The organism is Burkholderia sp. Ac-20344 (genome assembly GCF_017104975.1).
GTDB lineage: Bacteria > Pseudomonadota > Gammaproteobacteria > Burkholderiales > Burkholderiaceae > Burkholderia.
This window is the reverse complement of sequence record NZ_JAAGPP010000021.1, coordinates 15067-40839: the sequence shown is the minus strand read 5'-3', so window position 1 is coordinate 40839 and position 25773 is coordinate 15067. Positions and strand designations below refer to the sequence as shown.

Here is a 25773-nt window from a genome sequence, read left to right as displayed (position 1 = left end):
GGGCAATCAGCGTTGCGCTTTCAGCAGACGCGCGGCGTCGAGTGCGAAGTACGTGAGCACGCCGTCGGCGCCCGCACGCTTGAACGCGAGCAGCGATTCGAGCACGACCTTGTCGTGGTCGAGCCAGCCGTTCATCGCGGCGGCCTTCAGCATCGCGTATTCGCCGCTCACCTGGTACACGTAGGTCGGGAAGCGGAACTCGTCCTTCACGCGGCGCACGATGTCGAGGTACGGCATGCCGGGCTTGACCATCACCATGTCGGCGCCTTCGTCGATGTCCAGGCGCACTTCACGCAGCGCTTCGTCGCTGTTCGCCGGATCCATCTGGTAGGTCATCTTGTTGCCCTTGCCCAGATTGGACGCCGAGCCGACCGCGTCGCGGAACGGGCCGTAGAACGCCGATGCGAACTTGGCCGAATAGGCCATGATCCGCGTATGGATATGGCCGTCGCTTTCCAGCATTTCGCGGATGGCGCCGATGCGGCCGTCCATCATGTCCGACGGCGCGACGATGTCGACACCGGCTTCCGCCTGCGCACGCGCCTGATCGATCAGGATCTCGATCGTATCGTCGTTGATCACGTACCCGTTCTCGTCGAGCACGCCGTCCTGGCCGTGGCTCGTGTACGGATCGAGTGCGACGTCCGTCAGCACGCCGAGTTCGGGGAAGCGCTTCTTCAACTCGCGCACCGCGCGCGGGATCAGGCCTTCCGGATTGGCTGCCTCGCGGCCGTCAGGCGTTTTCACCGACGGCTCGATGGCCGGGAACAGCGACAGCACGGGTACGCCGAGTTCGACGCACTGCTCGGCGACATGCATCAGCAGGTCGACGGACACGCGTTCGACGCCGGGCATCGACGGCACCGGCTGCCGTTCGTTGGTGCCTTCGACGACGAACACCGGATAGATCAGGTCGTCGGTGGTCAGGCGGTTTTCGCGCATCAGGCGGCGGGAGAAGTCGTCGCGGCGCATCCGGCGCGGACGATGAAGCGGATGGAAGCTCATGGCGATTGGGTAGAAATCAGGGCAGTAAGGACCTTACGGAACCCTTAGGTCATTTTCGGGAGCGTTGGTATATGATAGCGATCGAGCGGCACGCGTCGCGTGCAGCTCCCCGCTTCTCCTCCCTGAGCGGGTGCCTGTCGTTTTTCGATTAGGCTGTTTGACCCGCCGTTCAACGGCGGGTTTTTTTATGAGCCGGCCGAATCCGCAGGCGCCGTCAGGTGCGCGCCGCCGAGCCCGGCCGCGCGTTGCCCGATCATTGTGCTACAGGCTCGCTTTTTTCGTCGGCGGCGGACGGCCGCACCCAGCTCTCGATCAGCTCGTGTGCCTCGTCGAGCCCCGTGCGCTTCAGCGCGGAGAACAGCTGGACCGTCAGCTTGCCCTGGACACCCTGGTCACGATACGCATCGAGCCCCTTTTGCGTGGTCCGCAGCGCGTTGATGCTTTCCTGCCGCGTCAATTTGTCGCACTTCGTCAGCAGCGTGTGGATCGGCTTGCCGGTCGGCACGAACCACTCGATCATGCGGCGATCGAGGTCGGTCAGCGGACGGCGCGAATCCATCATCAGGATCAGGCCGCAAAGCTGCGAGCGGGTCGCGAGGTAGGACGACAGCAGCATTTCCCAGTGCGCCTTGGCGGCACCGGGCACTTCCGCGTAGCCGTAGCCGGGCAGGTCGACGAGATTCGCGACGGGCTCGGCGGCCGGGCCGACCGAGAAGTAGTTGATATGCTGCGTGCGGCCGGGCGTCTTCGATGCGAAGGCGAGCCGCTTCTGGTTGCACAGCACGTTGATCGCCGTCGACTTGCCGGCATTCGAGCGGCCCGCGAACGCGATTTCCGGCTGGACCGTCGGCGGCAGGTCGCGCAGATGGTTGACGGTCGTGTAGAAGCGGGCTTGATGGAGCAGAAAGGCCATGGGAACCGGAAGGACGGGCGGCGCAAGCCGCTTGGTGGAGGCGGGGTAGCCCCGATAGGCGCCGGAGCTTTCAACACGATATTGTACAATACGGCGGTTTTACCGAAGGCCACAGGGCGCCTGCCTCGCGCTTTTATGTAGCTTCTGCGGTAGACTGAACGCCGTCGTTTTTTGCAGAACCTCAAATTCCCACAAGACGAAACAGGGTGTGCGAATGAATCGACTGTGCAAGTCTCTGATGGTGCTTCAGGTTGCAGCAGGGTTCGTAGGTTTCGTAGCGGAGGCAAACGCGGCGGATGCGGCAAAGCCGGATCTCGACCGCGGCAAGGCGATTGCCGGGCAGGTTTGTGCGTCGTGTCACGGCGCCGACGGCAATAGTGCGTCGGGCAGTTTCCCGAAGCTTGCCGGCCAGCATCCCGACTATCTGGTCAAGCAGTTGAACGACTTCAAGACGCAGCCGGGCGCGAAGGGGCCGGTGCGTAACAACGCGGTGATGGTCGGATTCGCGAGCGCGCTGAGCGCGGACGACATGCGCAATGTTGCCGCGTACTACGGGTCGCAGACGACGAAGCTCGGTACCGCACGCGATGCGGCAACCGTGCCGATCGGCCAGAAGATCTATCGCGGCGGCATCGCGGAGAAGGGCGTACCCGCCTGCGCGAGCTGCCACGGGCCGACGGGGCAGGGGATCCCGGTCCAGTACCCGCGTCTGTCGGGGCAATGGGCCGATTACACGGTCGCGCAGTTGACCGCGTTCCAGCAGGGTGCCGGCGCGCGTAACAACAACGAGGCGATGCATCAGATCGCCACGCGGCTGTCGGACAACGAGATCAAGGCCGTCGCCGATTACATCGCGGGCCTGCGTTGAGCGGTCGGCCGCGAATGGAATAGCCGGGCGCCCGAAGGGCGGCTGGAGTCAGAACAAGAAAAGGGTGGGGCGCCGCGCCATTGCGGCCGCCTTGCCCTTTTTTGTTGTCAGTTGGAGTTTGAATGAGCGTTACCACGTCGGGGTTGCAGTCGAAGTCGGGTCAGGGTGCGTCGAAGCGCGCGGTCGAGCTGCTGAGCTCGATGCGCTTCGCGATTGCGCTGCTGGTGGTGCTGTCGATTGCGAGCATCATCGGCACGGTCCTGACCCAGGATGATCCGTATCCAAACTACGTGAACCAGTTCGGGCCGTTCTGGGCGGACATCTTCCGCTCGCTCGGCTTGTACAACGTGTACAGCGCGTGGTGGTTCATGCTGATCCTGATCTTCCTCGTCGTGTCGATCTCGCTGTGCGTGATCCGCAACGCGCCGAAGATGGTCGCCGACGCGAAGAGCTGGAAGGACAAGGTGCGCGAAGGCAGCCTGCGCGCGTTCCACCACAAGGCCGAATACACGACGTCCGGCACCCGCGCGAGCGTCGCGGCGACGCTCGCCACGTTCGTCACCAAGGCCGGCTACAAGCACGTCGTGCGTGAGAACGACGGCGCGACGCTGATCTCCGCGAAGCGCGGCGCGATGACCAAATGGGGCTACATCTCCGCGCACCTCGCGATCGTCGTGATCTGTATCGGCGGCCTGCTCGACAGCAACCTGCCGATCAAATTCCAGATGTGGATGTTCGGCAAAAGCCCGGTCAACACGAGCGCGACGATCAGCGAGATCTCGCCCGACCATCGACTGTCCGCGTCGAACCCGACGTTCCGCGGCTACGCGTGGGTGCCCGAGGGGCAGTTCGTGTCGACCGCGATCCTGAACCAGCCGAGCGGCTCGCTGATCCAGGACCTGCCGTTCTCGATCCAGCTCAACAAGTTCATCGTCGACTACTACACGACGGGCATGCCGAAGCTGTTCGCGAGCGACATCGTCGTGATCGATCGCGAGACCGGCCAGAAGATCCCGGCGCGCGTCGAGGTCAACAAGCCGTTCACGTACAAGGGCGTGTCGATCTACCAGTCGAGCTTCCAGGACGGCGGCTCGCAGATGCAGATGACGGCCTACCCGATGACGGGCGGCGACGCGAAGACCTTCCCCGTGAAGGGGACGATCGGCAGTTCGGCGCCGCTGCAGATGCCGGGCAACGATGGCGACACGATCGAGTTCTCCGATTTCCGCGCGATCAACGTCGAGAACATGGCCGACGCGAACGGCAAGCCAGATGTGCGCGGTGTCGCGACGACGAGCTCGCTGAAGGAAGTGTTCGACGAACGCCTCGGCTCCGGTGCGAAGACGTCGAAGCCGACGCAGCTTCACAATATCGGCCCGTCCGTGCAGTACAAGATTCGCGGCAAGGACGGCCAGGCGCGCGAATTCAACAACTACATGCTGCCCGTCGACATGAAGGGCGAGCGCGTGTTCCTTGCCGGCGTGCGTGCGAGCCCGAACGACCCGTTCCGCTACATGCGGATTCCGGCCGACAGCCAGGATTCGATCGGCGAATGGATGCATCTGCGCGCCGCGCTCGAGGATCCGTCCGCGCGTGCCGAAGCCGCTGCGCGCTTCGCGCAGCGTTCACTGCCGGGCACCGACGCATCGTTGCGCGGCCGCCTGCAGGACAGCGCATTGAAAGTGCTGACCCTTTTTGCGGCGAGCGACGACAGCGTCGGCCGCGGCGCCGACGGCCAGCCGATCGGCGGTTTCCAGGCCGTGGCGACGTTCATCGACCGCTCGGTGCCCAAGGCCGAGCAGGAGAAGGCCGCGAGCCTGCTGCTGCGGATGCTCGAAGGCTCGATGTGGGAGGTCTGGCAGATCGCGCGGGAGCGTGCGGGCGAGCCGGCGGCGCAGCAGGGCACCGACACGATCCGCTTCGTGCAGAACGCGATCAATGCGCTATCCGACAGCTTTTTGTATGGATCGCCGGTCTATTTGCAGCTTGACTCATTCAAGCAGGTGCAAGCTTCGGTATTTCAGTTGACGCGCGCACCCGGCAAGAATCTGGTGTATCTTGGCAGCCTGCTGCTGGTCGCCGGCATCTTCTCGATGTTCTACGTGCGCGAGCGGCGCCTCTGGTTCTGGCTGAAGGACGCCGGTTCGGGCGTCGATGTGGTGATGGCAATGTCCACGGCCCGCAAGACCTTCGATTTCGAGAAAGAATTCGTGCAGACGCGCGACGCGGCCGGGGCCGCCCTGCGCGCCGCACCTCGCGACGCCGCGCCGGCCGGTGCGGCATCGACGGCCCGTCCGCCTGCCGGCGGCGGTTCCGATTCCGAGAATTCCACCCGGTAACATCATGGATCTCACGCAAGTTTCCTCATCCCATCGGGCGTCGGCCCAGGCTCCGGTTACGGCGCCACTGTTCGACGACCGTCCGTTTCTCGCGCGCCTGTCGCTGCTTGACTGGCTGTTCGCACTGGCGCTCGTGGTGGGCGCGGGCTATGCGCTCGTGCACTACAACGCGCACATGGATTACTACGACAAGGCGGTGATGATCGGCACCGTGCCGGCGCTCATCGCGCTCGGCTGGCGCTGGAAGCCCGCGCGGCTGATGATGGCGTCGATCGCCGTGCTGGCGCTGCTGTCGATCCAGATCTATCAGGGCGATCTCGCACGCGCCGATTCGGCGTTCTTCCTCAAGTACTTCCTGTCGAGCCAGTCGGCGATCCTGTGGATGAGCGCGCTGTTCGTGCTCGCGACGATCTTCTACTGGATCGGCTTGCTCGCACGCTCGGAGTCGGGCTCCGCGATCGGCCAGAAGCTCACGTGGGTCGCCGTGCTGATGGGCTTCACCGGCCTGATGGTGCGCTGGTACGAGTCCTACCTGATCGGTTCGGACGTCGGCCACATCCCCGTGTCGAACCTGTATGAAGTGTTCGTGCTGTTCAGCCTGATCACCGCACTGCTCTATCTGTATTACGAAGGCCACTACGGCACGCGTTCGCTCGGCGCGTTCGTGCTGCTGGTGATCAGCGCGGCGGTGGGCTTCCTGATGTGGTACTCGGTCGCGCGCGATGCGCAGCAGATCCAGCCGCTCGTGCCGGCGCTGCAGAGCTGGTGGATGAAGATCCACGTGCCGGCGAACTTCATCGGCTACGGCAGCTTCGCGCTGTCGGCGATGGTGTCGGTCGCGTACCTGATGAAGGAACGCGGCGTGTTCGCGGATCGCCTGCCGACGCTCGAGGTGCTCGACGACGTGATGTACAAGTCGATCGCGGTCGGTTTCGCGTTCTTCACGATCGCGACGATCCTCGGCGCGCTGTGGGCCGCCGAAGCATGGGGCGGCTATTGGAGCTGGGACCCGAAGGAAACCTGGGCGCTGATCGTGTGGCTCAACTACGCGGCATGGCTGCACATGCGCCTGATGAAAGGCCTGCGCGGCACGGTGGCTGCATGGTGGGCGCTTACGGGCCTGCTCGTGACGACCTTCGCGTTCCTCGGCGTCAACATGTTCCTGTCCGGGCTGCACAGCTACGGCAAGCTGTAAGATTTCTGCTGCTCGTCCGACTATGAGACCGCCGGTGCACTGCGTGCCCGGCGGTTTTCTTTTGTAACGGGCGAGCGGTCCGGGCGTCGAACGGCGCAAGACAGGTCGGGTCGAACGCTCATGAAGCTGCGCGCGGCGCATGCAGGAGGAGCAGCACGATGTGGATCAAACGCCCTTTGCGGAACGTACTGACCGGCGGCGATATTGCCCCCGGCGAAATCACGCCGCGTGCAATCTTCGAGAACCGGCGGCGCGTATTGCAGGCGGCCGGCCTCGCGGCGGCGGGCGGGCTGCTCGGCGGCAGCGGCGCAGCATTGGCCGCCTATGCGTCGCCCGATGTGCGGGCCGCGAAGCTCGCGGCGAAGACGAATCCGAAGTTCGTCGCAGCCGACAAGGTGACGCCGTTCAAGGACATCACGTCCTACAACAACTTCTACGAATTCGGCACCGACAAGAGTGACCCCGCGCAGAACGCCGGCACGTTGCGGCCGCGCCCGTGGCGCGTGAGCGTCGAGGGCGAGGTGCTGCATCCGAAGGTGTTCGATCTCGACGAACTGCTGAAGCTCGCGCCGCTCGAGGAGCGCGTGTACCGGTTGCGCTGCGTCGAGGGATGGTCGATGGTGATCCCGTGGATCGGCGTGCCGCTGTCCGAACTGATCAAGCGCGTGCAGCCGACCGGCAACGCGAAATACGTGCAGTTCATCACGCTGGCCGATCCGTCGCAGATGCCCGGCCTCTCGACGCCCGTGCTCGACTGGCCGTACTCGGAAGGGCTGCGGATGGACGAGGCGATGAATCCGCTGACGCTGCTGACGATGGGCGTCTACGGGCAGGTGCTGCCGAACCAGAACGGCGCGCCGGTGCGGATCGTCGTGCCGTGGAAGTACGGCTTCAAGAGCGCGAAGTCGCTCGTGAAGATCCGCTTCGTCGACAAGCAGCCGAAGACGAGCTGGAACACTTACGCGTCGAACGAGTACGGCTTTTATTCGAACGTGAACCCGAACGTCGATCATCCGCGCTGGAGCCAGGCGACCGAGCGGCGCATCGGCGAGGACGGCTTTTTCACGCCGAAGCGCAAGACGCTGATGTTCAACGGCTACGGCGATCTGGTCGCATCGATGTATCAGGGCATGGACCTGAAGAAGAATTTCTGAGGGCGACAGTGAGAAACGACATGCCTCCTTCGACGCTGACGCCCCCGCGCGCAGTCGGCGCCGGCCCGGCTGCACGTGCCACGCGGTCCGGCGCGGTCCGTCCCGCCGCGCCGCGCTGGCTCGCGCCGGCCAAGGTGCTGGTTTTCTCGGCCGGCCTGTATCCGCTCGCGCGTCTCGTGCTGTTCGGGTTGATCGACCGGCTCGGCGCGAATCCGATCGAGTTCATCACGCGCTCGACGGGCCTCTGGACGCTCGTCATGCTGTGTGTCACGCTCGCCGTCACGCCGGTTCGGCGCATGACGGGGTTCGCCATGCTGCTGCGCTTTCGCCGGATGATCGGGCTGTTCGCGTTCTTCTACGCGACGCTGCACTTCACGACCTACCTGTGGTTCGACAAGTGGTTCGACGTCGTCGCGATCCTGAAGGACGTCGGTAAGCGCCCGTTCATCACGGTCGGCTTTGCCGCGTTCGTGCTGCTGATTCCGCTCGCGGCAACGTCGCCGCGCGCGATGGTGCGCAGGCTCGGTCGCCACTGGGCGACGCTGCACAGCGCGATCTACGCGATCGCGCTGTTCGGCGTGCTGCACTTCTGGTGGATGAGGGCCGGCAAGCACAATCTCGCGCAGCCGAAGCTTTATGCGGCGATCGTCGCCGCGCTGCTCGGCTGGCGGCTCATTGCATGGGGATGGCGGCGCGTGCGCGCGTGACGGCGCAGCCTGAAAAAACACAAGGCGATGACCGGGAAGTCATCGCCTAGTTGCGTGAGCCGTACAGGCGGCGCGACGTTACTTCGCGACGGCCGGGCTCGACGCTGGTGCAGGCATGGCCGATGCCGCACTCGACAATTCGGGCGAAAGCGTGAGCGGCGTGCCGGACGAATCGGGCACACTGTCGGACGACGCGTTTTCATCGGTCGGCTTCACGTCCGACGGCGGCGTGTCCTGCTGCTGGAGTGGCTTGGGCATCGGAGGCACGGTGGGCAGATAGAGCGCGCCGCTTTGACCGCAGCCGGCAAGAATCGCCAAAGCCGCTACAATCGCGCTCATCCGGAAAACGATTCGCATGATCGTCCCTGAACAATTGAACCGATAGAGTTTAGCATGTCCGATACCGAATACCTGACCCGTGCCGAGGCCGTGCTGGCGGCCGTCGAGCGTACCGTCGACGACGCCAACGACGGCGACCACGACATCGACCTGGAGCGCAACGGCAGCGTCCTGACGCTGACGTTCGAGAACGGTTCGAAGATCATCGTCAACCTGCAGCCGCCGATGAAGGAAGTGTGGATCGCTGCGAAGGCGGGCGGTTTCCACTACCGTTTCATCGACGGCGAATGGCGCGATACGCGCACGGGCACCGAGTTTTTCTCGGCGCTCACCGAATACGCGACGCAGCAGGCCGGCCTGCCGATCACGTTCAGCGCGCCGTAACAGCGAAGGACAGCCAAGGCCGAAGCCGGGGCCGCGCCCTAGGCGTCGTGCCAAAGAAAAAGCGCCCCGCGGGGCGCTTTTTCATGTCCGGGCCGGTGGTCAGTGTGCGAACAGGTTCATGATGTCCTGCTTTTCCTGCTCGTCGACGTGCGGCACGGTGGCGTCGACGTTCTGCGCGGCCGGTGCCTGCGGTACGCCGACCGTCGACACGAAGCCGTGACCCGGCGCGAAATCGGTGAAGTACAGCTCGCCGCCGAGCGATTCGACGCCGTCCGGCACCGTCGGCTTGAACTCGGGCACGCCCTTCAGTGCGGCGCCCATGTAGTCGATCCAGACCGGCAGCGACAGGCCGCCGCCCGTTTCGCGATCGCCGAGGCTGCGCGGATTGTCGTAGCCGATCCATGCGATTGCGGCGAGCGTGTGCTGGTAGCCGGCGAACCACGCGTCGTGCGAGTCGTTCGTCGTGCCGGTCTTGCCCGCGAGGTCGGTGCGTTTCAGCACGTTGGTCCGTGCGCCCGTGCCGCGCTGCGCGACGCTCTGCAGCAGGCTGTTCATCACGTACGCGTTGCGCGCGTCGATCGCGCGCGGTGCGTTCTGCTCGGCGACGAGCGGCTGCGCGCGCGCGACGATCGCGCCGTTCGGATCGGTGACTTCGGCGATCAGGTACGGATTGACGCGGTAGCCGCCGTTCGCGAATACCGAGTACGCACCCGCCATCTGCAGCGGCGTGACCTGGCCCGCACCGAGTGCCATCGGCAGGTAGGCCGGATGGCGTTCGGCGTCGAAGCCGAAGCGCGTGATGTACTGCTGCGCGTACTTCGTGCCGATGTGGTTGAGGATCCGGATCGACACGAGGTTGCGCGAGCGCTGCAGCGCGGTACGCATCGACATCGGGCCTTCGAAGCCGCCGCCGTAGTTTTTCGGCTCCCACGGCTGGCCGCCCGTTTCGGCGGCACTGAAATACAGCGGGCCGTCGTTGATCACGGTTGCCGGCCCGAGACCCTTGTCGAGCGACGCCGAATAGATGAACGGCTTGAACGACGAACCCGGCTGCCGCCACGCCTGCGTGACGTGGTTGAACTTGTTCTTGTTGTAGTCGAAGCCGCCGACGAGCGAGCGGATCGCGCCGTCCTGCGGGACGATCGACAGGAACGCTCCCTCGACCTGCGGCAACTGCGTGATCGACCATTTGCCGGTGTCGTTCTTCACGACGCGGACGATCGCGCCCGGGCGGATACGGCGATTCGGCTGCGCATTGGCCGACAGCGCACCCGACGCGAAGCGCAGGTTGTCGCCTTCGATCGTCGCATTGCTGCCGTCGATGAACGCAACCGTGATCTGGCGCGGGCTGGCGGCCGTGACGACCGCGGCAATCAGTTCGCCGTTGTCGGGGTGTTCGAGCAGCGCATCGTCGATCGCCTGTTCGCGGTCGTCGGCACCGGCCGGCAGTTCGATGAAGCCTTCCGGCCCCCGATAGCCGTGCCGGCGCTCGTAATCCATGATGCCCTTGCGCAGCGCGGTGTACGCGACCTGCTGGTCCGCGGAGTCGATCGTCGTGACGACGTTGAAGCCGCGCGTGTAGGTTTCCTCACGGTACTGCGCGTACATCATTTGTCGGACCATTTCCGCGACGTACTCGGCGTGCACGCTGAAATCGCGGCCCGGCCCCTTGACGACGAGCGGCTGTGCGACGGCCTCGTCGTATTGCTCGCGCGAGATGAAGTTCAGCTCGAGCATCCGTTGCAGGATGTATTCCTGGCGCACCTTCGCGCGCTTCGGGTTCACGACCGGGTTGTACGCGGACGGCGCCTTCGGCAGCCCCGCGAGCATCGCGGCTTCGGCGAGCGTAATGTCCTTCAGGTCCTTGCCGAAGTAGACCCGCGCGGCGCTCGCGAAGCCGTACGCGCGCTGGCCGAGATAGATCTGATTCATGTAGACCTCGAGAATCTGATCCTTCGTCAGCGCACGCTCGATCCGGTACGCGAGCAGCATCTCGTAGATCTTGCGCGTGTAGGTCTTCTCGCTCGACAGGAAGAAGTTGCGCGCGACCTGCATCGTGATCGTGCTTGCCCCCTGCGACGCGTGGCCGTTCGTCAGCGCGACGAAGCCGGCGCGGACGATGCCGGTGAGGTCGACACCGCCGTGATCGTAGAAGCGCGCGTCCTCGATCGCCAGGATCGCCTTCTTCAGCGATTCGGGCACGTCCTTGAAATGGACGACGTCGCGGCGCTCTTCGCCGAATTCGCCGATCAGCACGTGATCGGACGTATAGATGCGCAGCGGCACCTTCGGGCGATAGTCGGTCAGCGCGTCGAGCGACGGCATGTTCGGCCACGCAACGACGAGCGCGTAGCCGAGCACGAGGCCGCCGGCCACGACGAGCGCCACGCACATCGTGGCGAATCCGAGCAGGACTTTTTGCCACCAGGGCCGCTTCTTCGGCTCCGGGGCAGGAGGCGGGGACGTAGGAGTCGTGGATTGCATAGGCATACCGGAAAACAGTCCCGCGATTATAGCTGCCCGGTAAGACCGGTCCTGACGCGGGGGCCGCCCGCCCTGAAGCCGCGGGTTGGCCTTACTTCCAGCATAGCCCGCGCGAGGCCGTCGCGAGCGGATGCTGGCCGTTAGGCCGACTGTCGGCCGCACGCGGCGCTTTGCAGAATCAGGTCTCGGAAACGCGGCGTGGGCCGCGACGATTTCGGGAGGCTGGGATGGCGGGACGATGGAGAGCGCGGTTTGCGCAGGGCGGGCACCGGTCGACGGGAATCGACGTCGGTGCGGACGAGGTGAGGGTGGTCGTGCTGAGCCGGCGCGGCCGGAGCGCGGAGGTGTGCGTCGAGGGGCTCGAGCGGGAGCCGGTCGGGTTGGCGGGCGGGCCGGAGGATGCGCGCTGGGCGGCGGTCGCGCGAGCGCTGGCCGCCGCGGTGTCGAGGCTGTCAGCGGTCGACGTGCGGTGCGACGCGCGCGGCGTGATGGCGTTGCACGATGACGAGATGCGCACCGCGACGCTCGACCTGGCCGGGCGGGACGACATCGAGGACGCCGCGCGGCAGGCGGCCGAACGCATCTCGGGGCTGGCGCCGGACAGTCTCGCGTTCGACTGGCGGCAGCATGGCGGCGCGGGGTCGGGCGAGATCGAGATTGCCGTGGCCCCGCTGGCGCTGCTCGAACGGCGAATCGACGTGGCTGCCCAGGCCGGTGTCGACCTGACGGTGATCGACGGCGAGTCGGCCGCGGCGCTGCGTGCGTTGCGCTATGCCGCGCAATTCGAACCCGACGGGCAGGCAGGCTCCTGCGCGGCGCTCTGGTTCCATGACTCGGGCGTGCACGGCTGGCGAATCGACGGCCCGTTGGCCGTACCGGTGCTGACGCTGTCCGGCGCCGTGCCGGGGGCGTTTGCCGATGCATTGCGCCGGCGCGCGCTCGGGGCCGTGTGTTGCGTACTCGTGGCCGGGGACGAGCGATGCATTGCCTGCTTCGATACGTCCGTCGCCGAGATCGGCGATGTGCTCGGCGCGGTTGCGGTGTCATTCGACTGCACGGGCTGGGGCGGGAAACCGGGCAAGCCCGCCGGCATGCCGGGCGGCCCGGCATGGGCTGTCGCATTCGGGCTGGCATTGCACGGGGTGTGGGAATGACGGCCTGTCGTGCGGAGCCGGGCGGCTTCAACCTGCTGCCGTACCGCGAGCGGCTGGCGCAGGCGTTGCGACGTCGTCGGGCCGTGCAGTGCGGTACGGCGATTCTGTTCGGCGTGCTCGGCGCCGGCTTGTGGACCGGCGCCGCCGCCGGGGCGCGATGGCGTGTGGATGCCGAGCGCGCAAGCGTGGAGGCGCGGCTGCGGCAGTTGCAGCCGCAGGTGGGGGCCGCGACGGGCGCCGCCAAGGCAGCGGCCGTTTCCGCGCAGCGCGACGCGCAGGCGGCCGCGCTTGCGGTGCCTCACCGGCACGTCGCGGGGCTGCTGGCCATACTGGCGCAGGTGCGCGACGGTACCGTCCGGCTCGACGCGCTGCGCACGACGTCGGCCGGTGCCGTGCTCGATGCGCGCGCCGCGAGCTACCGGGCGGCCGCCCGGTGGCTCGCGGGGATGGCACGCGAGCAGCGTGGCTGGCGGATCGATATCGATGCATTGAAGCCTGCTTTGGATGCCCCGGTCGCGACCGGCGGGATGCCGTTCCGTTTCTCGGTCCAGCTGCGCTGGCACGACGCGATGCCGTCCCGGAATGCGCCGGGAGGTGGCGCATGACGGCGGCGCTCGCGCATCGGCCCGCACGGCGTGGCGACGGATGGCTCGGCGGCATGCCGCGCGTGTCGCCGGCGGCTGCACACATCGCAGGCTGCGTGCTCGCGTTCGCGGCCGTGCTGGCAGGCGGCATTCATCTGGCGAATGCCGCCGACTGGAGCGGGCTCGCGCACAGCCGCGCGTTGCTGGCAGCGGCGCAGATGCGTGAGGCCGATGCGCAGCATGTGCTGGCAGCCGCCGCACGGCAGCACGACGGGCGTCCGGCGGAGGCACACGGCGATCACTTGTCGCGTGCGCCGGAATGGGCCGCGCTGATGCTGGAACTGGCTGACCGCGCCGCGTCGAGCGGACTGCGCGGCGTATCGATCGAACGGCTGCGCGCCGATGGTGCGGCGCCGGACGGCCGGCGCACGGTGCGCATCGTCGCCGACGGCGGTTTTCGCGCGTTGCTGCAGATGGTCGGCGGGCTGGCCCGTTTCCCGGTGCTGGCGGTGCCGTCCGTGCTGCGCGTCGAACGGGGAAAGGAGGCCGCGCGCGTGGAAATGTCTGTCGACGTGTTTCCGGGGTTGCCGGCGGTAACGTCCACGGGCGGCGCGAAGCCGGTTCTGGTCGACGCGCCCGCCGCCGATCCGTTCGGTGAGGCCGGTTCGTCTGAAGCGGAGGGAGCGGCTGCCCGCCTGGCCGGCACGATTCGCGACGGGCGTGCCGGTCTCGCGCTGTTCGACGACGGTGATGGCGCGTTCACGGCGGTGGTGCCCGGCGAAGCCCTCGGGGCCGCGCGGGTGGTGAGAATCGATCCCGTCGCCGTGACGCTCGCGACGGCGGACGGCGCGTACCGAGTCACCCTGGACGACGGGAGGCGGCCATGATGAGGCATGGATGTCGGGTACTCGCCGTCTGGGCCGGATTGACGGCGGCCGGCGCAAGCGCCTCGTTGCCGCCGCTGCCGGCCGTCTGGCCTGCCGCATCGGTGGAGATGCCGGTGCCGGGCGTGCCGTTGCCTCAAGGCGCGGTGGACGGTGCGGACAACACTGTATCGACGGAGGCCGGCCCGCCCCCATTCGATCAGGCGGCTCGCGCGGCGCTTCAGGCGGAGGTTGCCTCCCCGGCGCCCGGGCTGGAGGGGCCGCCGATCCCGTTGGCGCCGCCGGTCCGGATGGGCGATGCCGCGGCACGGCAACCGGGCGATGCGGACGACGCGCGGCGGATCTCGCTGAATCTGCAGGGCGCGGGGCTCGCAGCCGCGTTTGACGCGTTTGCCCGGTTCACCGGACTCAATATCGTCGTCGGCGAGCAGGTGCGCGGTACCGTCACGTTACGTCTGAATAATGTCCGCTGGCGGGATGCCTTCGACACGCTGCTCGACACGCACGGGCTCGCGATGTCCCGGCGGGGCAACGTGATATGGGTCACGCCGGCCGCCGAGCTGGCCGCGCGCGAACGCGAGCGATTCGAAATGCACGCGCGGGCCGCCGATCTGGAGCCGCTTTCGAGCCGTACGTTTGCGCTGCACTACCCGCGCGCGCAGGACGTCCAACGGCTGCTGGCCGGCGCGACCGGCCAGCGCCTGCTGTCGAAGCGTGGCGCCGCGGCGGCCGATCCGCGCACGAACCTGCTGTTCGTCACCGATCTCGCGCCGCGTCTCGACCAGATCGCGAGCCTGATCGATGCGATCGACCGGCCGTCGCGGCAGGTCCGGATCGAGGCCCGCATCGTCGAGGGCGAGCAGGGTTTTTCGCGCAATCTCGGCGCACGCGTCGCGCTGCGGGCGCAGGCGCGGCCGCCGTCGGGCGAGAACGCCACGTTCGCGACCGGTGCGCGCAATGCGCTCGACCTTGCTGCGCGGCCGCTCGGCGGCTTCGAAGCAGCGACTGCCGGCTTCACGCTGTTCGCCGCGCCGCTCAGCCGTGTGCTCGACATCGAACTGAGCGCGCTCGAGGCGCAGGGGCGGGGCCAGATCGTATCGAGTCCGCGCGTGGTGACCGCCGATCGCGTCAAGGCCATCGTCGAACAGGGTTCGGAGCTGCCGTACCAGGCGAAGGTCGGCAACGGCGTGAGCGGCGTGCAGTTCCGCCGGGCGACGCTCAAGCTCGAGGTCGAGCCGCAGATCACGCCGGACGGGCGCGTGGTGCTCGACCTGGACGTGACGAAGGACAGCATCGGCGAGCCGACGGCGGCCGGCCCGGCGATTCATACGAAGCACGTCCAGACGCGCGTCGAGGTCGAGAACGGCGGGACGGTCGCGATAGGCGGGATCTACGAGCAATTGAACCGGAACGATGTGACGCGCGTGCCGCTCTTGGGCAAAATACCGGTTCTGGGCGCGCTTTTCCGGCACCGCGCGCAACGCGACCAGCGCAACGAACTGGTCGTATTCATCACGCCGACCGTCGTCGATGCGCGCTGCAATGCGCACGGCGCGGGCAGCGCGGATGCCGAAAAAACGGGGCCGGAAGCCGCCGGCGCAGGCTCGACAAGGCAGCCGCTTTGCCAGTAAGCTGCGCCACACACCAGCAAGATTGAAGCAGAGGAAGCCGTTGCAAGCGCGGGACCCACATGCAAACGTATTTTTCGTCGGCCTTATGGGAGCGGGTAAGACCACCGTGGGCCGTGCGGTCGCGCGTCGTCTCGACAGGACGTTCTTCGACTCCGACCACGAAATCGAGGCCCGCACGGGCGCGCGCATTCCGGTGATCTTCGAGCTGGAGGGCGAGGCCGGGTTTCGCGATCGCGAAACGCAGGTGATCGCCGATCTCACGCAGCGCGAAAACATCGTCCTCGCGACGGGCGGCGGCGCGGTGCTGCGCCCGGAAAATCGCGACTGCCTGAAAAGTAACGGTATCGTCGTCTACTTGCGCGCCAATCCGCACGATCTATGGCTGCGCACGCGCAAGGACAAGAACCGCCCGCTGCTGCAGACCGAAGATCCGAAGGGGCGTCTCGAAGCGCTGTACGAAGTACGTGACCCGCTGTACCGCGAATGCGCGGATTTCGTCATCGAGACCGGTCGTCCGTCGGTCAACGGTCTCGTCAACATGGTGCTGATGCAACTCGAACTGGCGGGCGTCATCGCCAAGCCGCTACAAGCATGATTACTGTCAACGTCGATCTGGGCGACCGCGCCTATCCGATTCATATTGGCGCCGGCCTGATCGGCCGCGCCGAGCTGTTCGCGCCTCGCATCTTGGGTTCGTCCGTCACGATCGTCACGAACACGACGGTCGATCCGCTCTACGGCGACGGGCTGCGCGCGGCGCTCGCGCCGCTCGGCAAGCGCGTGTCGACGGTCGTGCTGCCGGACGGCGAGGCGTACAAGAACTGGGAAACGCTGAACCTGATCTTCGACGGCCTGCTGACCGACCGCGCGGACCGAAAGACGACGCTCGTCGCGCTCGGCGGCGGCGTGATCGGTGACATGACCGGCTTTGCGGCCGCGTGCTACATGCGCGGCGTGCCGTTCATCCAGGTGCCGACGACGCTGCTGTCGCAGGTCGACTCGTCGGTCGGCGGCAAGACGGGTATCAACCACCCGCTCGGCAAGAACATGATCGGCGCGTTCTACCAGCCGCAGGCCGTGATCGCGGACATCGGCGCGCTGTCGACCCTGCCCGACCGCGAACTGGCGGCCGGTGTCGCCGAGATCATCAAGACCGGCGCGATCGCCGATGCGGAATTCTTCGACTGGATCGAGGCGAACGTCGACGCGCTGAACCGTCGCGACCCGGCTGCGCTCGCGCACGCGGTGAAGCGTTCGTGCGAGATCAAGGCGAGCGTGGTGGCGGCCGACGAACGCGAAGGCGGCCTGCGCGCGATCCTGAACTTCGGCCACACGTTCGGCCATGCGATCGAGGCCGGGCTCGGCTACGGCGAGTGGTTGCATGGCGAGGCGGTCGGCTGCGGGATGGTGATGGCGGGCGACCTGTCGGTGCGGCTCGGTCTGCTCGACGAAGCGTCGCGGCAGCGCCTCGATGCGGTGATCGCGGCTGCGCACCTGCCGACCCGCGGGCCCGCGCTCGGCGACGCGCGCTACATGGACCTGATGCGCGTCGACAAGAAGGCAGAAGCCGGCGCGATCAAGTTCATCCTGCTGAAGCGATTCGGCGATACGTTGATCACGCAGGCGCCGGACGAAGCCGTGTTCGCTACACTGGCACAGACGACCCGCTAACGGCCGCCCGGATGCCCCGGCGCCCCTGACATGGAGGAGACGTGAGCGAGACATCCAGCAGCACACTGCCCGAAGCCGGCCGCGCATCCGTTGCGCCGGTGGCCGAGCCGCCGACACTGGCGGCGCTGGAAGCCCATCTCGCTCCGTATGCCGCACACGCGTCGCAGTCGCGCGGCCGCCGCCATCCGGAAACACCGCCGGCGGCGCGCACCGAATTCCAGCGCGACCGCGACCGCATCGTCCATTCGACCGCGTTTCGCCGGCTCGAATACAAGACGCAAGTCTTCGTCAATCACGAAGGCGACCTGTTCCGCACGCGCCTCACGCACAGCCTCGAAGTTGCGCAGATCGCGCGCTCGGTCGCGCGCAATCTGCGCCTGAACGAGGATCTCGTCGAGGCGATTTCGCTCGCGCACGATCTCGGCCATACGCCGTTCGGCCATGCCGGGCAGGACGCGCTGAATGCGTGCATGCGCGAGCATGACGGCTTCGAGCACAACCTGCAGAGCCTGGCGGTCGTCGACGAGCTCGAGGAGCACTACGGCGCGTTCAACGGGCTGAACCTGTGCTTCGAGACGCGCGAAGGCATCCTGAAGCACTGCTCGCGCGAGAATGCGCGCAAGCTCGGTGCGCTCGGCGAGCGCTTCCTGCAGGGCCGCCAGCCGTCGCTCGAAGCGCAGCTTGCCAACATCGCGGACGAGATCGCCTACAACAACCACGACGTCGACGACGGCCTGCGTTCCGGCCTGATCACGATCGAGCAGCTCGCGGAAGTCGAGCTGTGGCAGCGCCACTACGAGGCGGCGCTCGCCGAATTCCCGCATCTCGAAGGCCGCCGCCTCGTGCACGAGACGGTGCGCCGCATCATCAACACGCTGATCGTCGACCTGATCGACGAGACGACGCGCAATCTCGCACGCGTCGCGCCCGCGTCGCTCGACGACGTGCGCGCCGCGCCGCCGCTCGTGTCGCACAGCGAATCTGTAGCCGCGCAGGCGGCCGCGCTCAAGCGCTTCCTCTTCAAGAACCTCTATCGCCACTACAAGGTGATGCGCATGGCGAGCAAGGCACAGCGCGTCGTCACCGGGCTGTTCGATGCGTTCATCGACGATCCGCGCCTGCTGCCGCCGCCGTACCAGTCCGACGACGCGGCACAGCAGCCGCGCCTCGTCGCGCACTACATCGCCGGCATGACCGACCGCTTCGCGCTGAAGGAGTATCAGCGCCTGTTCGTCATCAGCGACAACTGACTGTCACAAACGATCACTAGACTTCGCCGGTTCAATGGCGACGGGAATGTTGCACACGCTGTTGGTAACGTTTTCATAGGAGAGAGGTCGATGAAGAAGAAGCCTGCGGGGACACTGGTTCGTTCGATCGCGCTCGGCGGCGCGCTGATGTTCGGAGTACAGCACGTGGCGCTCGCCGCGACGGAAATCCAGTTCTGGCATGCGATGGAGGCCGCGCTCGGCGAGCGGGTCAACGCGATCGCCGACCAGTTCAATGCGTCGCAGAGCGACTACAAGATCGTGCCGGTCTTCAAGGGCACCTACGACCAGGCGCTCGCGGCCGGCATCGCCGCCTATCGCAGCGGCAACGCGCCGGCAATCCTCCAGGTCTATGAAGTCGGCACGGCCACGATGATGCAGGCGAAGAAGGCCGTCGTGCCCGTCTACGACGTGTTCAAGCAGGCCGGCGTGACGCTCGACGAAAAGGCGTTCGTGCCGACCATCGCGAGCTACTACAGCGACGCGAAGACGGGCCATCTCGTGTCGATGCCGTTCAACAGCTCGACGCCGGTGCTGTACTACAACAAGGATGCCTTCAAGAAGGCCGGCCTCGATCCGAACCAGCCGCCGAAGACGTGGGCCGACGTGCAGGCCGATGCCGAGAAGCTGCGCAAGTCGGGGATGGCATGCGGCTTCACGACCGGCTGGCAGGGCTGGATCCAGCTCGAGAACTACAGCGCATGGCACGGGCTGCCGTTCGCGAGCCGCAACAACGGCTTCGACGGTACCGACGCGGTGCTCGAATTCAACAAGCCGCAACAGATCGCGCACATCTCGTTCCTGCAGCAGATGGCGAAGGACGGCACGTTCACGTACGCGGGCCGCAAGGATGAAGCGTCGGCGAAGTTCTACAGCGGCGACTGCGGGATCATGACGACGTCGTCGGGCGCGCTCGCGAACGTGCAGAAATTCGCGAAGTTCAGCTACGGCACGGGCATGATGCCGTACGACGCGAACGTGAAGGGCGCACCGCAGAACGCGATCATCGGCGGCGCGAGCCTGTGGGTGCTGGCCGGCAAGGATCCGGCGACCTACAAGGGCGTCGCGAAATTCCTCGCGTACCTGGCCTCGCCGGCCGTCGCCGCGAAGTGGCACCAGGACACGGGCTACCTGCCGGTCACGACCGCGGCGTACGACCTCACGCGCCAGCAGGGCTTCTACGCGAAGAACCCGAGCGCCGAAACCGCGATCAAGCAGATGCTGAACAAGCCGCCGCTGCCGTACACCAAGGGGCTGCGCCTGGGCAACATGCCGCAGATCCGCACGGTTGTCGACGAGGAGTTCGAACAGGTCTGGGCGCAGAAGAAGTCGCCGAAGGACGCGCTCGATTCGGCCGCATCGCGCGGCGACGAACTGCTGCGCCGCTTCGAGAAGTCGGGCGGCTGAGCCCGCATCGCATCGTGCCGCCGGCCGCGTCGCATCCTTACGGATGCACGCGCCGGCCTGCGGCACGGCCACCTTTCCGTTGCGCCTGACCGGATATCCGCGATGCAATCCCGTTCCCGTTTCGGTACGAGCCTGTTGCCGTACCTGCTGATCGCGCCGCAACTCGCGATCACCGCCGTGTTCTTCCAGTGGCCGGCCGGCGTCGCGCTGTGGCAGTCGACGCAGATGCAGGACGCGTTCGGCACGTCGAGCGAATTCGTCGGCCTCGCGAACTTCACGCACCTGTTCGCCGATCCGCTGTATCTCGATTCGTTTCGCACGACGCTCGTGTTCAGTTCGCTCGTCACGGTGAGCGGGCTCGTCGTGTCGCTGCTGCTCGCCGCGTGCGCCGATCGTGTGATCCGCGGTGCGCGCGTGTACCGCACGCTGCTGATCTGGCCGTACGCGGTCGCCCCGACGATCGCCGCCGTGCTGTGGGCGTTCCTGTTCAACCCGAGCATCGGCCTGATCACCTATGCGCTCGCGAAGAGCGGCATCGTGTGGAACCACGCGCTGAACGGCGGCCAGGCGATGTTCCTCGTCGTGCTCGCGTCGGTGTGGAAGCAGGTGAGCTACAACTTCCTGTTCTTCTATGCGGGCCTGCAGGCGATCCCGCGCTCGCTGATCGAGGCGGCGGCGATCGACGGCGCCGGGCCGGTGCGGCGCTTCTTCAACATCGTACTGCCGCTGCTGTCGCCCACCAGCTTCTTTCTGCTGGTCGTGAACCTCGTCTACGCGTTCTTCGACACGTTCCCGGTGATCGACGCGGCCACCGGCGGCGGCCCGGCGCAGAGCACGAAGACGCTGATCTACAAGATCTTCGCGGAGGGCTTCCAGGGGCTCGACATCGGCAGCTCGGGCGCGCAGTCGGTCGTGCTGATGATCATCGTCGTCGGGCTCACGGTGATCCAGTTCCGCTTCGTCGAACGCAGGGTGCAATACGCATGATCGAAAATCGCAAGGGCTTCGACCTGTTCTGCCACGCGGTGCTGATCGCGGGCGTCGTGCTGATCGTGTTCCCCGTCTACGTCGCATTCTGCGCGGCGACGATGAACGCGCAGGAAGTGTTCACGGTGCCGCTGTCGCTCGTGCCGAGCACGCACCTGTTCGAGAACGTCGCGTACATCTGGGGGCACGGCAGCGGCGGCACGACGGCGCCGTTCGGCCGCCTGCTCGTGAACAGCTTCGCGATGGCGCTCGGGATCGCGGTCGGCAAGATCGGGGTATCCATCCTGTCCGCGTACGCGATCGTCTATTTCCGCTTCCCGTTCCGCAACACGGCGTTCTGGCTGATCTTCGTCACGCTGATGCTGCCGGTCGAGGTGCGGATCTTCCCGACCGTGCAGGTCGTGTCGACGCTGCACCTGACGAACACCTACGCGGGGCTCACGCTGCCGCTGATCGCATCGGCGACCGCGACGTTCCTGTTCCGCCAGTTCTTCATGACGCTGCCCGACGAGCTGATGGATGCCGCGCGCATCGACGGCGCGGGGCCGCTGCGGTTCTTCTGGGACGTCGTGCTGCCGCTGTCGAAGACGAGCATCGCGGCGCTGTTCGTGATCACGTTCATCTACGGCTGGAACCAGTATCTGTGGCCGATCCTGATTACGACGGAGGCATCGCTGTCGACGGCGGTGGTGGGCATCAAGACGATGATCGCGAGCGGCGACGCCGCGACCGAATGGCAATACGTGATGGCGGCGACGCTGCTGGGGATGATCCCGCCGCTCGTCGTCGTGCTGGCGATGCAGCGCTGGTTCGTGCGCGGCCTCGTCGATTCAGAGAAATAAATGACGGACGGCAACCGGGAGAAAGACCAAGAATGGCTGCGCTGAGCTTGAAGGGCGTCAGGAAATCCTACGACGGCAAGCAGCACGTGCTGCATGGCATCGACGTGGAGATCGCCGACGGCGAATTCATCGTGCTGGTCGGCCCGTCGGGCTGCGGCAAGTCGACGTTGCTGCGGATGATCGCGGGGCTCGAGACGGTGACGGACGGGGAGATCGCGATCGGCGAGCGCGTCGTCAACGCGCTGGAGCCGAAGGATCGCGACATCGCGATGGTGTTCCAGAACTATGCGCTGTACCCGCACATGACGGTCGCGCAGAACATGGGCTACGGGTTGAAGATCCGCGGGATCGAGCGCGCAGCGATCGAGTCGCGGGTGGCCGCGGCCGCGAAGATCCTCGAGCTCGAGCCGTTGCTCGCGCGGCGGCCGCGCGAGCTGTCGGGTGGCCAGCGGCAGCGCGTCGCGATGGGGCGCGCGATCGTGCGCGAGCCGTCGGTGTTCCTGTTCGACGAGCCGTTGTCGAACCTCGACGCGAAATTGCGCGTGCAGATGCGGCTCGAGATCCAGCGGCTGCATGCGCGGCTCGCGACGACGAGCGTGTACGTGACGCACGACCAGATCGAGGCGATGACGCTCGCGCAGCGCGTGATCGTGATGAACCGCGGCTACGCGGAGCAGATCGGCGCGCCGGTCGACGTGTACGAGAAGCCGGCGACGGTGTTCGTCGCGGGCTTCATCGGCTCGCCGGCGATGAACCTGATGCACGGCCGGCTGTCGGACGACGGCGCGACGTTTACGGTTGCGGGCGGCGGCCCCGCGCTGCCGGTCGCCGGCGCGCCCGGCATCGGCACGGAGATCGCCACCGGGCGCGACTGGGTGCTCGGCGTGCGTCCCGAACACATGACGCCGCAGCCGGGCGTCGCGCAGGCGACGCTGCCGGTCGACTCGTGCGAACTGCTCGGCGCGGACAATCTCGCGCACGGCCGCTGGGGCAATCACGATGTCGCGGTGCGCCTGCCGCACGCGGATCGTCCCGCACGCGGCGCGGCGCTCGCGGCTGCGCTGCCTGCGCACCGGCTGCATTTCTTCGATCCCGAGACCGGCAAGCGTGCCGGCTGAACCTGCTGCACCTGCCGAGAGACCGACGATGACATCCCGTACCGACTGGCCCTATCCGCGCGTCGTCGCCCATCGCGGCGGCGGCACGCTCGCGCCGGAGAACACGCTCGCCGCACTCGACGAGGGTGCGCGCCGCGGCCACCGGATGGTCGAGTTCGATGCGAAGCTGTCGGCCGACGACGTGACGTTCCTGCTGCACGACGACACGGTCGATCGCACGTCGAACGGGCAGGGTGCGGCGGCGGGCATGCGTTATGCGGCGCTGGCCGCGCTCGACGCGGGCGCGTGGCTCGACGCGCGCTTCGCGGGCGAGCGGATGCCGACGCTCGAGGCGGCGGCAGCGCGCTGCCTCGCCCACGGGCTGGCCGCGAATGTCGAGATCAAGCCGTGCCCGGGACGCGAGCGCGAGACCGGGCAGCGCGTGGCGGCCGACGCAGCCGCGTACTGGCGCGATGCCGCAGTCCCGCCGCTCCTGTCGTCGTTCTCGTTCGATGCGCTGCAACAGGCGCGTGCGACCGTGCCGACGCTGCCGCGCGGGATGCTCTACGAGGCCGTGCCGGACGACTGGCATGCGCAAGTTGTCGGTGCGCTCGGCTGCGTTTCGTTGCATGCAGACCACAAACAGCTCGACGAACCGCTCGTGCGCGCGATCAAGGCGGCCGGACTGCGCATCCTGGTGTACACGGTGAACGACCTCGAACGGGCACGCGAACTCGCCCGCTGGGGCGTCGACGCGGTCTGCACGGACCGGATCGACCTGATCGGTCCCGCTGCGCTGGACGACATCGTCTGACGGTCGCGGCCGCGTCCGGCGAATCCTTTGCCGGGAACGTGCCTGACGCGAAAAAACGACGCCCCTGCGGGACTCCCGCCGGGGCGTTTTGCATCGTGGAGACGTTACGTCAGGAAAAATCCGCTACAAATTGCAGCAGGATTAACCATTCCCCAAATATTCGACTACGCTTAGAAGCGGTAGCCGACGTTCAGGTACGTGACGATCGGGTTGAGGGAGATCTTCGCTTTCGACGTTTCGGTCAGGGTGCCGACCGGCGTCCGGCGGGCCGTCGTGAAGGTTGCGGTCACGCTGACCGGGATGTACGAGATCGACAGGCCCCCGAACCAGTGTTTCGTGAAGTTGTACGTGAAGCCGGCGTTGAACACGGGCGCCCACTGGTTGCTGGTCGTAGCGCTGGTCGGGCCGCCGAGCACGCCATTCTCGAAGCTGCTGTTCGTGATCTTTGCGCCGGTGAACCAGACATACGTCGCGCCGACGCCGACATACGGACGGAACTTCGCGTTGGCGTCGTTGAAGTGGTAGCGAAGCAATACGGCTGGGCTCCACTGGTATGCACGGCCGAGGACGCCGAACTTTTCGAACTGACCCTTGCCGGTAATGTCGAACTTCGGCGGTATCCCCATGACGAGCTCGGTGGAGATGTGGTCGGTGACGAAGTAGCCAGCTGCGAGCCCGAGCGTATCGGCGTCGTTGATGCCGGCGCCCGTGTTGGGAATCGATTGGTTGATGGGCGTGCCGCCGACACCGTACAGGAACAGCGGGTCGCTGCTGTCCTGCGGCGAAAGGTGCAGCCAGCCGGTGCTGACGTAGAAATCACCTGCGGATTGTGCATGTGCCGTAGCGCCCGCCAACGAGAATGCGAGCGCCGCGGCCCCCGTAATGGCCAGTTTTCGTTTCATTGTGTCTCCTCCGATCAAAGGCGTGCTCATTATGACGACTGCGTTTAAAACCAAACAAGCTTGTAAGTTAGAGTTTTCTCCCTAGGTTGCGTACGACCGTACGCTTTCGCGCGCCGCTGGGACGGGCATTCTACGCAGGTGCGCACTTTCGGACCCCCGGGTATTTCCTAACGCGTTCAAACGGACATTCAGCATGGCACGGTTAGCACGACTCTACGTTCCCGACCAGCCGCAGCACGTGATTCTGCGCGGCCTGGATCAGCAACCCGCGTTCGTCGACGACCAGGACTACGAACTCTTCATCGATTGCCTGAAGGCCGCCGCGCGCGATCATCACCTGTCGGTGCACGCCTATGTGCTGCTGCCGCGCCAGGTGCAACTGCTCGTGACGCCGAGCGACGAGGCGAGCCTGCCGAAAGCGATGCAGGCTGTCGGCCGCCGCTACGTCGCGCATTTCAACCGGCGCTATTCGCGGCGCGGCACCCTGTGGGAAGGCCGCTATCGCGCGACGGTGATCGAAGGCGAGCGCTATTTCCTGCTCGCGAGCCGCGTGGTCGAGATGAGCCCGGTGCGCGCGCAGCTCGTCGCGACGCCCGAGGCCTATCGCTGGTCGAGCTACCGGCACCACGTCGGGCTCACCGTCGACAGCCTGATCACCGACCATCCGCTCTACTGGGCGCTCGGCAATACACCGTTCGACCGCCAGCGCGCGTACAAGGAGCTGTGCGAGCAGCCGCTCGACGAGCGTCAGGCCGACCAGCTGCAGCAGGCGACGTTGAAGGGCTGGGTGCTCGGCGGCGAGAACTACCGCGAGTGGGCGGCGCGCACCGCGAACCGGCGCGTGTCGCCGCTGCCACGCGGACGCCCCAGAAAGGTGCGTGAAAATACGCCGCCGATCCAGCAATAAGGCGGAGCGGCGGTTCAGGAGGCGGCGCTGCGGGCGCCGCTTCTTTTTGCACCAAAACGATACGGCCCCAATAAAATGGCACCAGATCAAGGCATCCATTTAAATGGGGTTCGATAAAGCGGTTTTTGTTGCTATTCCTTTGATTCGTCGCGTATATTCCGAATTCCGGTGGCTCGGGCGAAGCATGCCCATCCACTGTCGGCCGTGCCGTCTCCCGTCGGGAGCGGGATCGACGGC

The 25773-nt window shown here is 66.5% G+C and carries 24 protein-coding genes; 19 read left to right on the top strand and 5 right to left on the bottom strand.

The annotated features are described in order from the left end of the window. Positions 1–6 precede the first annotated feature (6 nt). Both hemB and yihA read right to left on the bottom strand, forming a co-directional pair. Positions 7–1005, bottom strand: coding sequence for a porphobilinogen synthase (hemB, locus tag G3N64_RS09705; protein ID WP_021161736.1), 999 nt, complete (start codon positions 1003–1005; stop codon positions 7–9). Between the two features lie 253 nt (positions 1006–1258). Further along, positions 1259–1918: a ribosome biogenesis GTP-binding protein YihA/YsxC gene (yihA, locus tag G3N64_RS09700; protein ID WP_085042824.1), complete on the bottom strand. Its 660-nt coding sequence runs from the start codon at positions 1916–1918 to the stop codon at positions 1259–1261. 214 nt (positions 1919–2132) lie between these two features. On the opposite strand from yihA, the gene G3N64_RS09695 reads away from it, so the two are divergent. From G3N64_RS09695 to msrQ, 5 genes are all read left to right on the top strand, one after another. Further along, positions 2133–2786, top strand: coding sequence for a c-type cytochrome (locus tag G3N64_RS09695; RefSeq protein ID WP_205783651.1), 654 nt, complete (start codon positions 2133–2135; stop codon positions 2784–2786). Between the two features lie 122 nt (positions 2787–2908). Beyond that, positions 2909–5125, top strand: a complete 2217-nt coding sequence (locus G3N64_RS09690; protein WP_205783640.1) for a cytochrome c biogenesis protein ResB — start codon at positions 2909–2911, stop codon at positions 5123–5125. 4 nt (positions 5126–5129) lie between these two features. Next, positions 5130–6320 carry a c-type cytochrome biogenesis protein CcsB gene (gene ccsB / locus G3N64_RS09685; protein WP_205783639.1) on the top strand — a complete coding sequence of 397 codons (1191 nt, stop codon included), beginning with the start codon at positions 5130–5132 and terminating at the stop codon, positions 6318–6320. 158 nt (positions 6321–6478) lie between these two features. Next, the gene (msrP, locus tag G3N64_RS09680; RefSeq protein WP_205783638.1) at positions 6479–7474 is read left to right on the top strand and encodes a protein-methionine-sulfoxide reductase catalytic subunit MsrP; all 996 of its coding nucleotides are present in this window, start codon (positions 6479–6481) and stop codon (positions 7472–7474) included. A gap of 20 nt (positions 7475–7494) precedes the next feature. After that, entirely contained in the window at positions 7495–8181 is a 687-nt protein-coding gene (msrQ, locus tag G3N64_RS09675; RefSeq protein ID WP_205783637.1) for a protein-methionine-sulfoxide reductase heme-binding subunit MsrQ, read from the top strand. A gap of 78 nt (positions 8182–8259) precedes the next feature. Here the strand turns inward: msrQ and G3N64_RS09670 are convergent, their stop codons facing one another. Next, positions 8260–8538: a lipoprotein gene (locus tag G3N64_RS09670; protein WP_205783636.1), complete on the bottom strand. Its 279-nt coding sequence runs from the start codon at positions 8536–8538 to the stop codon at positions 8260–8262. Positions 8539–8574: 36 nt separating this feature from the next. On the opposite strand from G3N64_RS09670, the gene cyaY reads away from it, so the two are divergent. Beyond that, positions 8575–8904, top strand: a complete 330-nt coding sequence (gene cyaY, locus G3N64_RS09665) for an iron donor protein CyaY (RefSeq protein ID WP_039366759.1) — start codon at positions 8575–8577, stop codon at positions 8902–8904. Positions 8905–9003: 99 nt separating this feature from the next. Here cyaY and G3N64_RS09660 read toward each other — a convergent pair whose 3' ends face one another. Next, on the bottom strand, positions 9004–11394 hold the full coding sequence (locus G3N64_RS09660) for a penicillin-binding protein 1A (protein ID WP_205783635.1): 2391 nt from the start codon (positions 11392–11394) through the stop codon (positions 9004–9006). Positions 11395–11615: 221 nt separating this feature from the next. On the opposite strand from G3N64_RS09660, the gene G3N64_RS09655 reads away from it, so the two are divergent. The 12 genes from G3N64_RS09655 (at position 11616) to ugpQ (ending at position 23727) form a co-directional block, all read left to right on the top strand. Then, on the top strand, positions 11616–12542 hold the full coding sequence (locus G3N64_RS09655; protein WP_205783634.1) for a competence protein ComA: 927 nt from the start codon (positions 11616–11618) through the stop codon (positions 12540–12542). Beyond that, entirely contained in the window at positions 12539–13147 is a 609-nt protein-coding gene (locus G3N64_RS09650; RefSeq protein WP_205783633.1) for a fimbrial protein, read from the top strand. The genes G3N64_RS09655 and G3N64_RS09650 overlap by 4 nt, the downstream gene beginning before the upstream one ends. After that, positions 13144–14013, top strand: a complete 870-nt coding sequence (locus G3N64_RS09645) for a pilus assembly protein (protein ID WP_241020868.1) — start codon at positions 13144–13146, stop codon at positions 14011–14013. Before G3N64_RS09650 ends, G3N64_RS09645 begins: the two co-directional genes overlap by 4 nt. After that, a complete protein-coding gene (gene pilQ / locus G3N64_RS09640; protein WP_205783632.1) occupies positions 14010–15641 on the top strand; it encodes a type IV pilus secretin PilQ in 1632 nt (543 codons plus the stop codon). The genes G3N64_RS09645 and pilQ overlap by 4 nt, the downstream gene beginning before the upstream one ends. 40 nt (positions 15642–15681) lie before the next feature. Beyond that, positions 15682–16236 carry a shikimate kinase AroK gene (gene aroK, locus G3N64_RS09635; protein WP_027788566.1) on the top strand — a complete coding sequence of 185 codons (555 nt, stop codon included), beginning with the start codon at positions 15682–15684 and terminating at the stop codon, positions 16234–16236. Then, complete coding sequence (aroB, locus tag G3N64_RS09630; RefSeq protein WP_205783631.1) at positions 16233–17312, top strand: 3-dehydroquinate synthase; 1080 nt, start codon at positions 16233–16235, stop codon at positions 17310–17312. Before aroK ends, aroB begins: the two co-directional genes overlap by 4 nt. Positions 17313–17377: 65 nt before the next feature. After that, positions 17378–18562, top strand: coding sequence for a deoxyguanosinetriphosphate triphosphohydrolase (locus G3N64_RS09625; RefSeq protein WP_241020870.1), 1185 nt, complete (start codon positions 17378–17380; stop codon positions 18560–18562). 90 nt (positions 18563–18652) lie between these two features. Then, entirely contained in the window at positions 18653–19987 is a 1335-nt protein-coding gene (gene ugpB, locus G3N64_RS09620) for a sn-glycerol-3-phosphate ABC transporter substrate-binding protein UgpB (RefSeq protein ID WP_205783629.1), read from the top strand. Positions 19988–20089: 102 nt separating this feature from the next. Beyond that, the gene (gene ugpA / locus G3N64_RS09615; RefSeq protein WP_205783628.1) at positions 20090–20974 is read left to right on the top strand and encodes a sn-glycerol-3-phosphate ABC transporter permease UgpA; all 885 of its coding nucleotides are present in this window, start codon (positions 20090–20092) and stop codon (positions 20972–20974) included. After that, a complete protein-coding gene (gene ugpE, locus G3N64_RS09610; RefSeq protein WP_205783627.1) occupies positions 20971–21816 on the top strand; it encodes a sn-glycerol-3-phosphate ABC transporter permease UgpE in 846 nt (281 codons plus the stop codon). The genes ugpA and ugpE overlap by 4 nt, the downstream gene beginning before the upstream one ends. 32 nt (positions 21817–21848) lie before the next feature. Beyond that, positions 21849–22934 (top strand): sn-glycerol-3-phosphate import ATP-binding protein UgpC, encoded by a 1086-nt coding sequence (locus G3N64_RS09605; RefSeq protein ID WP_205783626.1) that lies wholly within the window; start codon positions 21849–21851, stop codon positions 22932–22934. A gap of 28 nt (positions 22935–22962) precedes the next feature. After that, on the top strand, positions 22963–23727 hold the full coding sequence (gene ugpQ / locus G3N64_RS09600; RefSeq protein WP_205783625.1) for a glycerophosphodiester phosphodiesterase: 765 nt from the start codon (positions 22963–22965) through the stop codon (positions 23725–23727). A 170-nt stretch (positions 23728–23897) separates the two neighbouring features. Here ugpQ and G3N64_RS09595 read toward each other — a convergent pair whose 3' ends face one another. Continuing rightward, positions 23898–24629 (bottom strand): OmpW family outer membrane protein, encoded by a 732-nt coding sequence (locus G3N64_RS09595; protein WP_205783624.1) that lies wholly within the window; start codon positions 24627–24629, stop codon positions 23898–23900. A 193-nt stretch (positions 24630–24822) separates the two neighbouring features. On the opposite strand from G3N64_RS09595, the gene G3N64_RS09590 reads away from it, so the two are divergent. After that, the gene (locus tag G3N64_RS09590; protein ID WP_006477151.1) at positions 24823–25536 is read left to right on the top strand and encodes a transposase; all 714 of its coding nucleotides are present in this window, start codon (positions 24823–24825) and stop codon (positions 25534–25536) included. Positions 25537–25773: the final 237 nt, after the last annotated feature.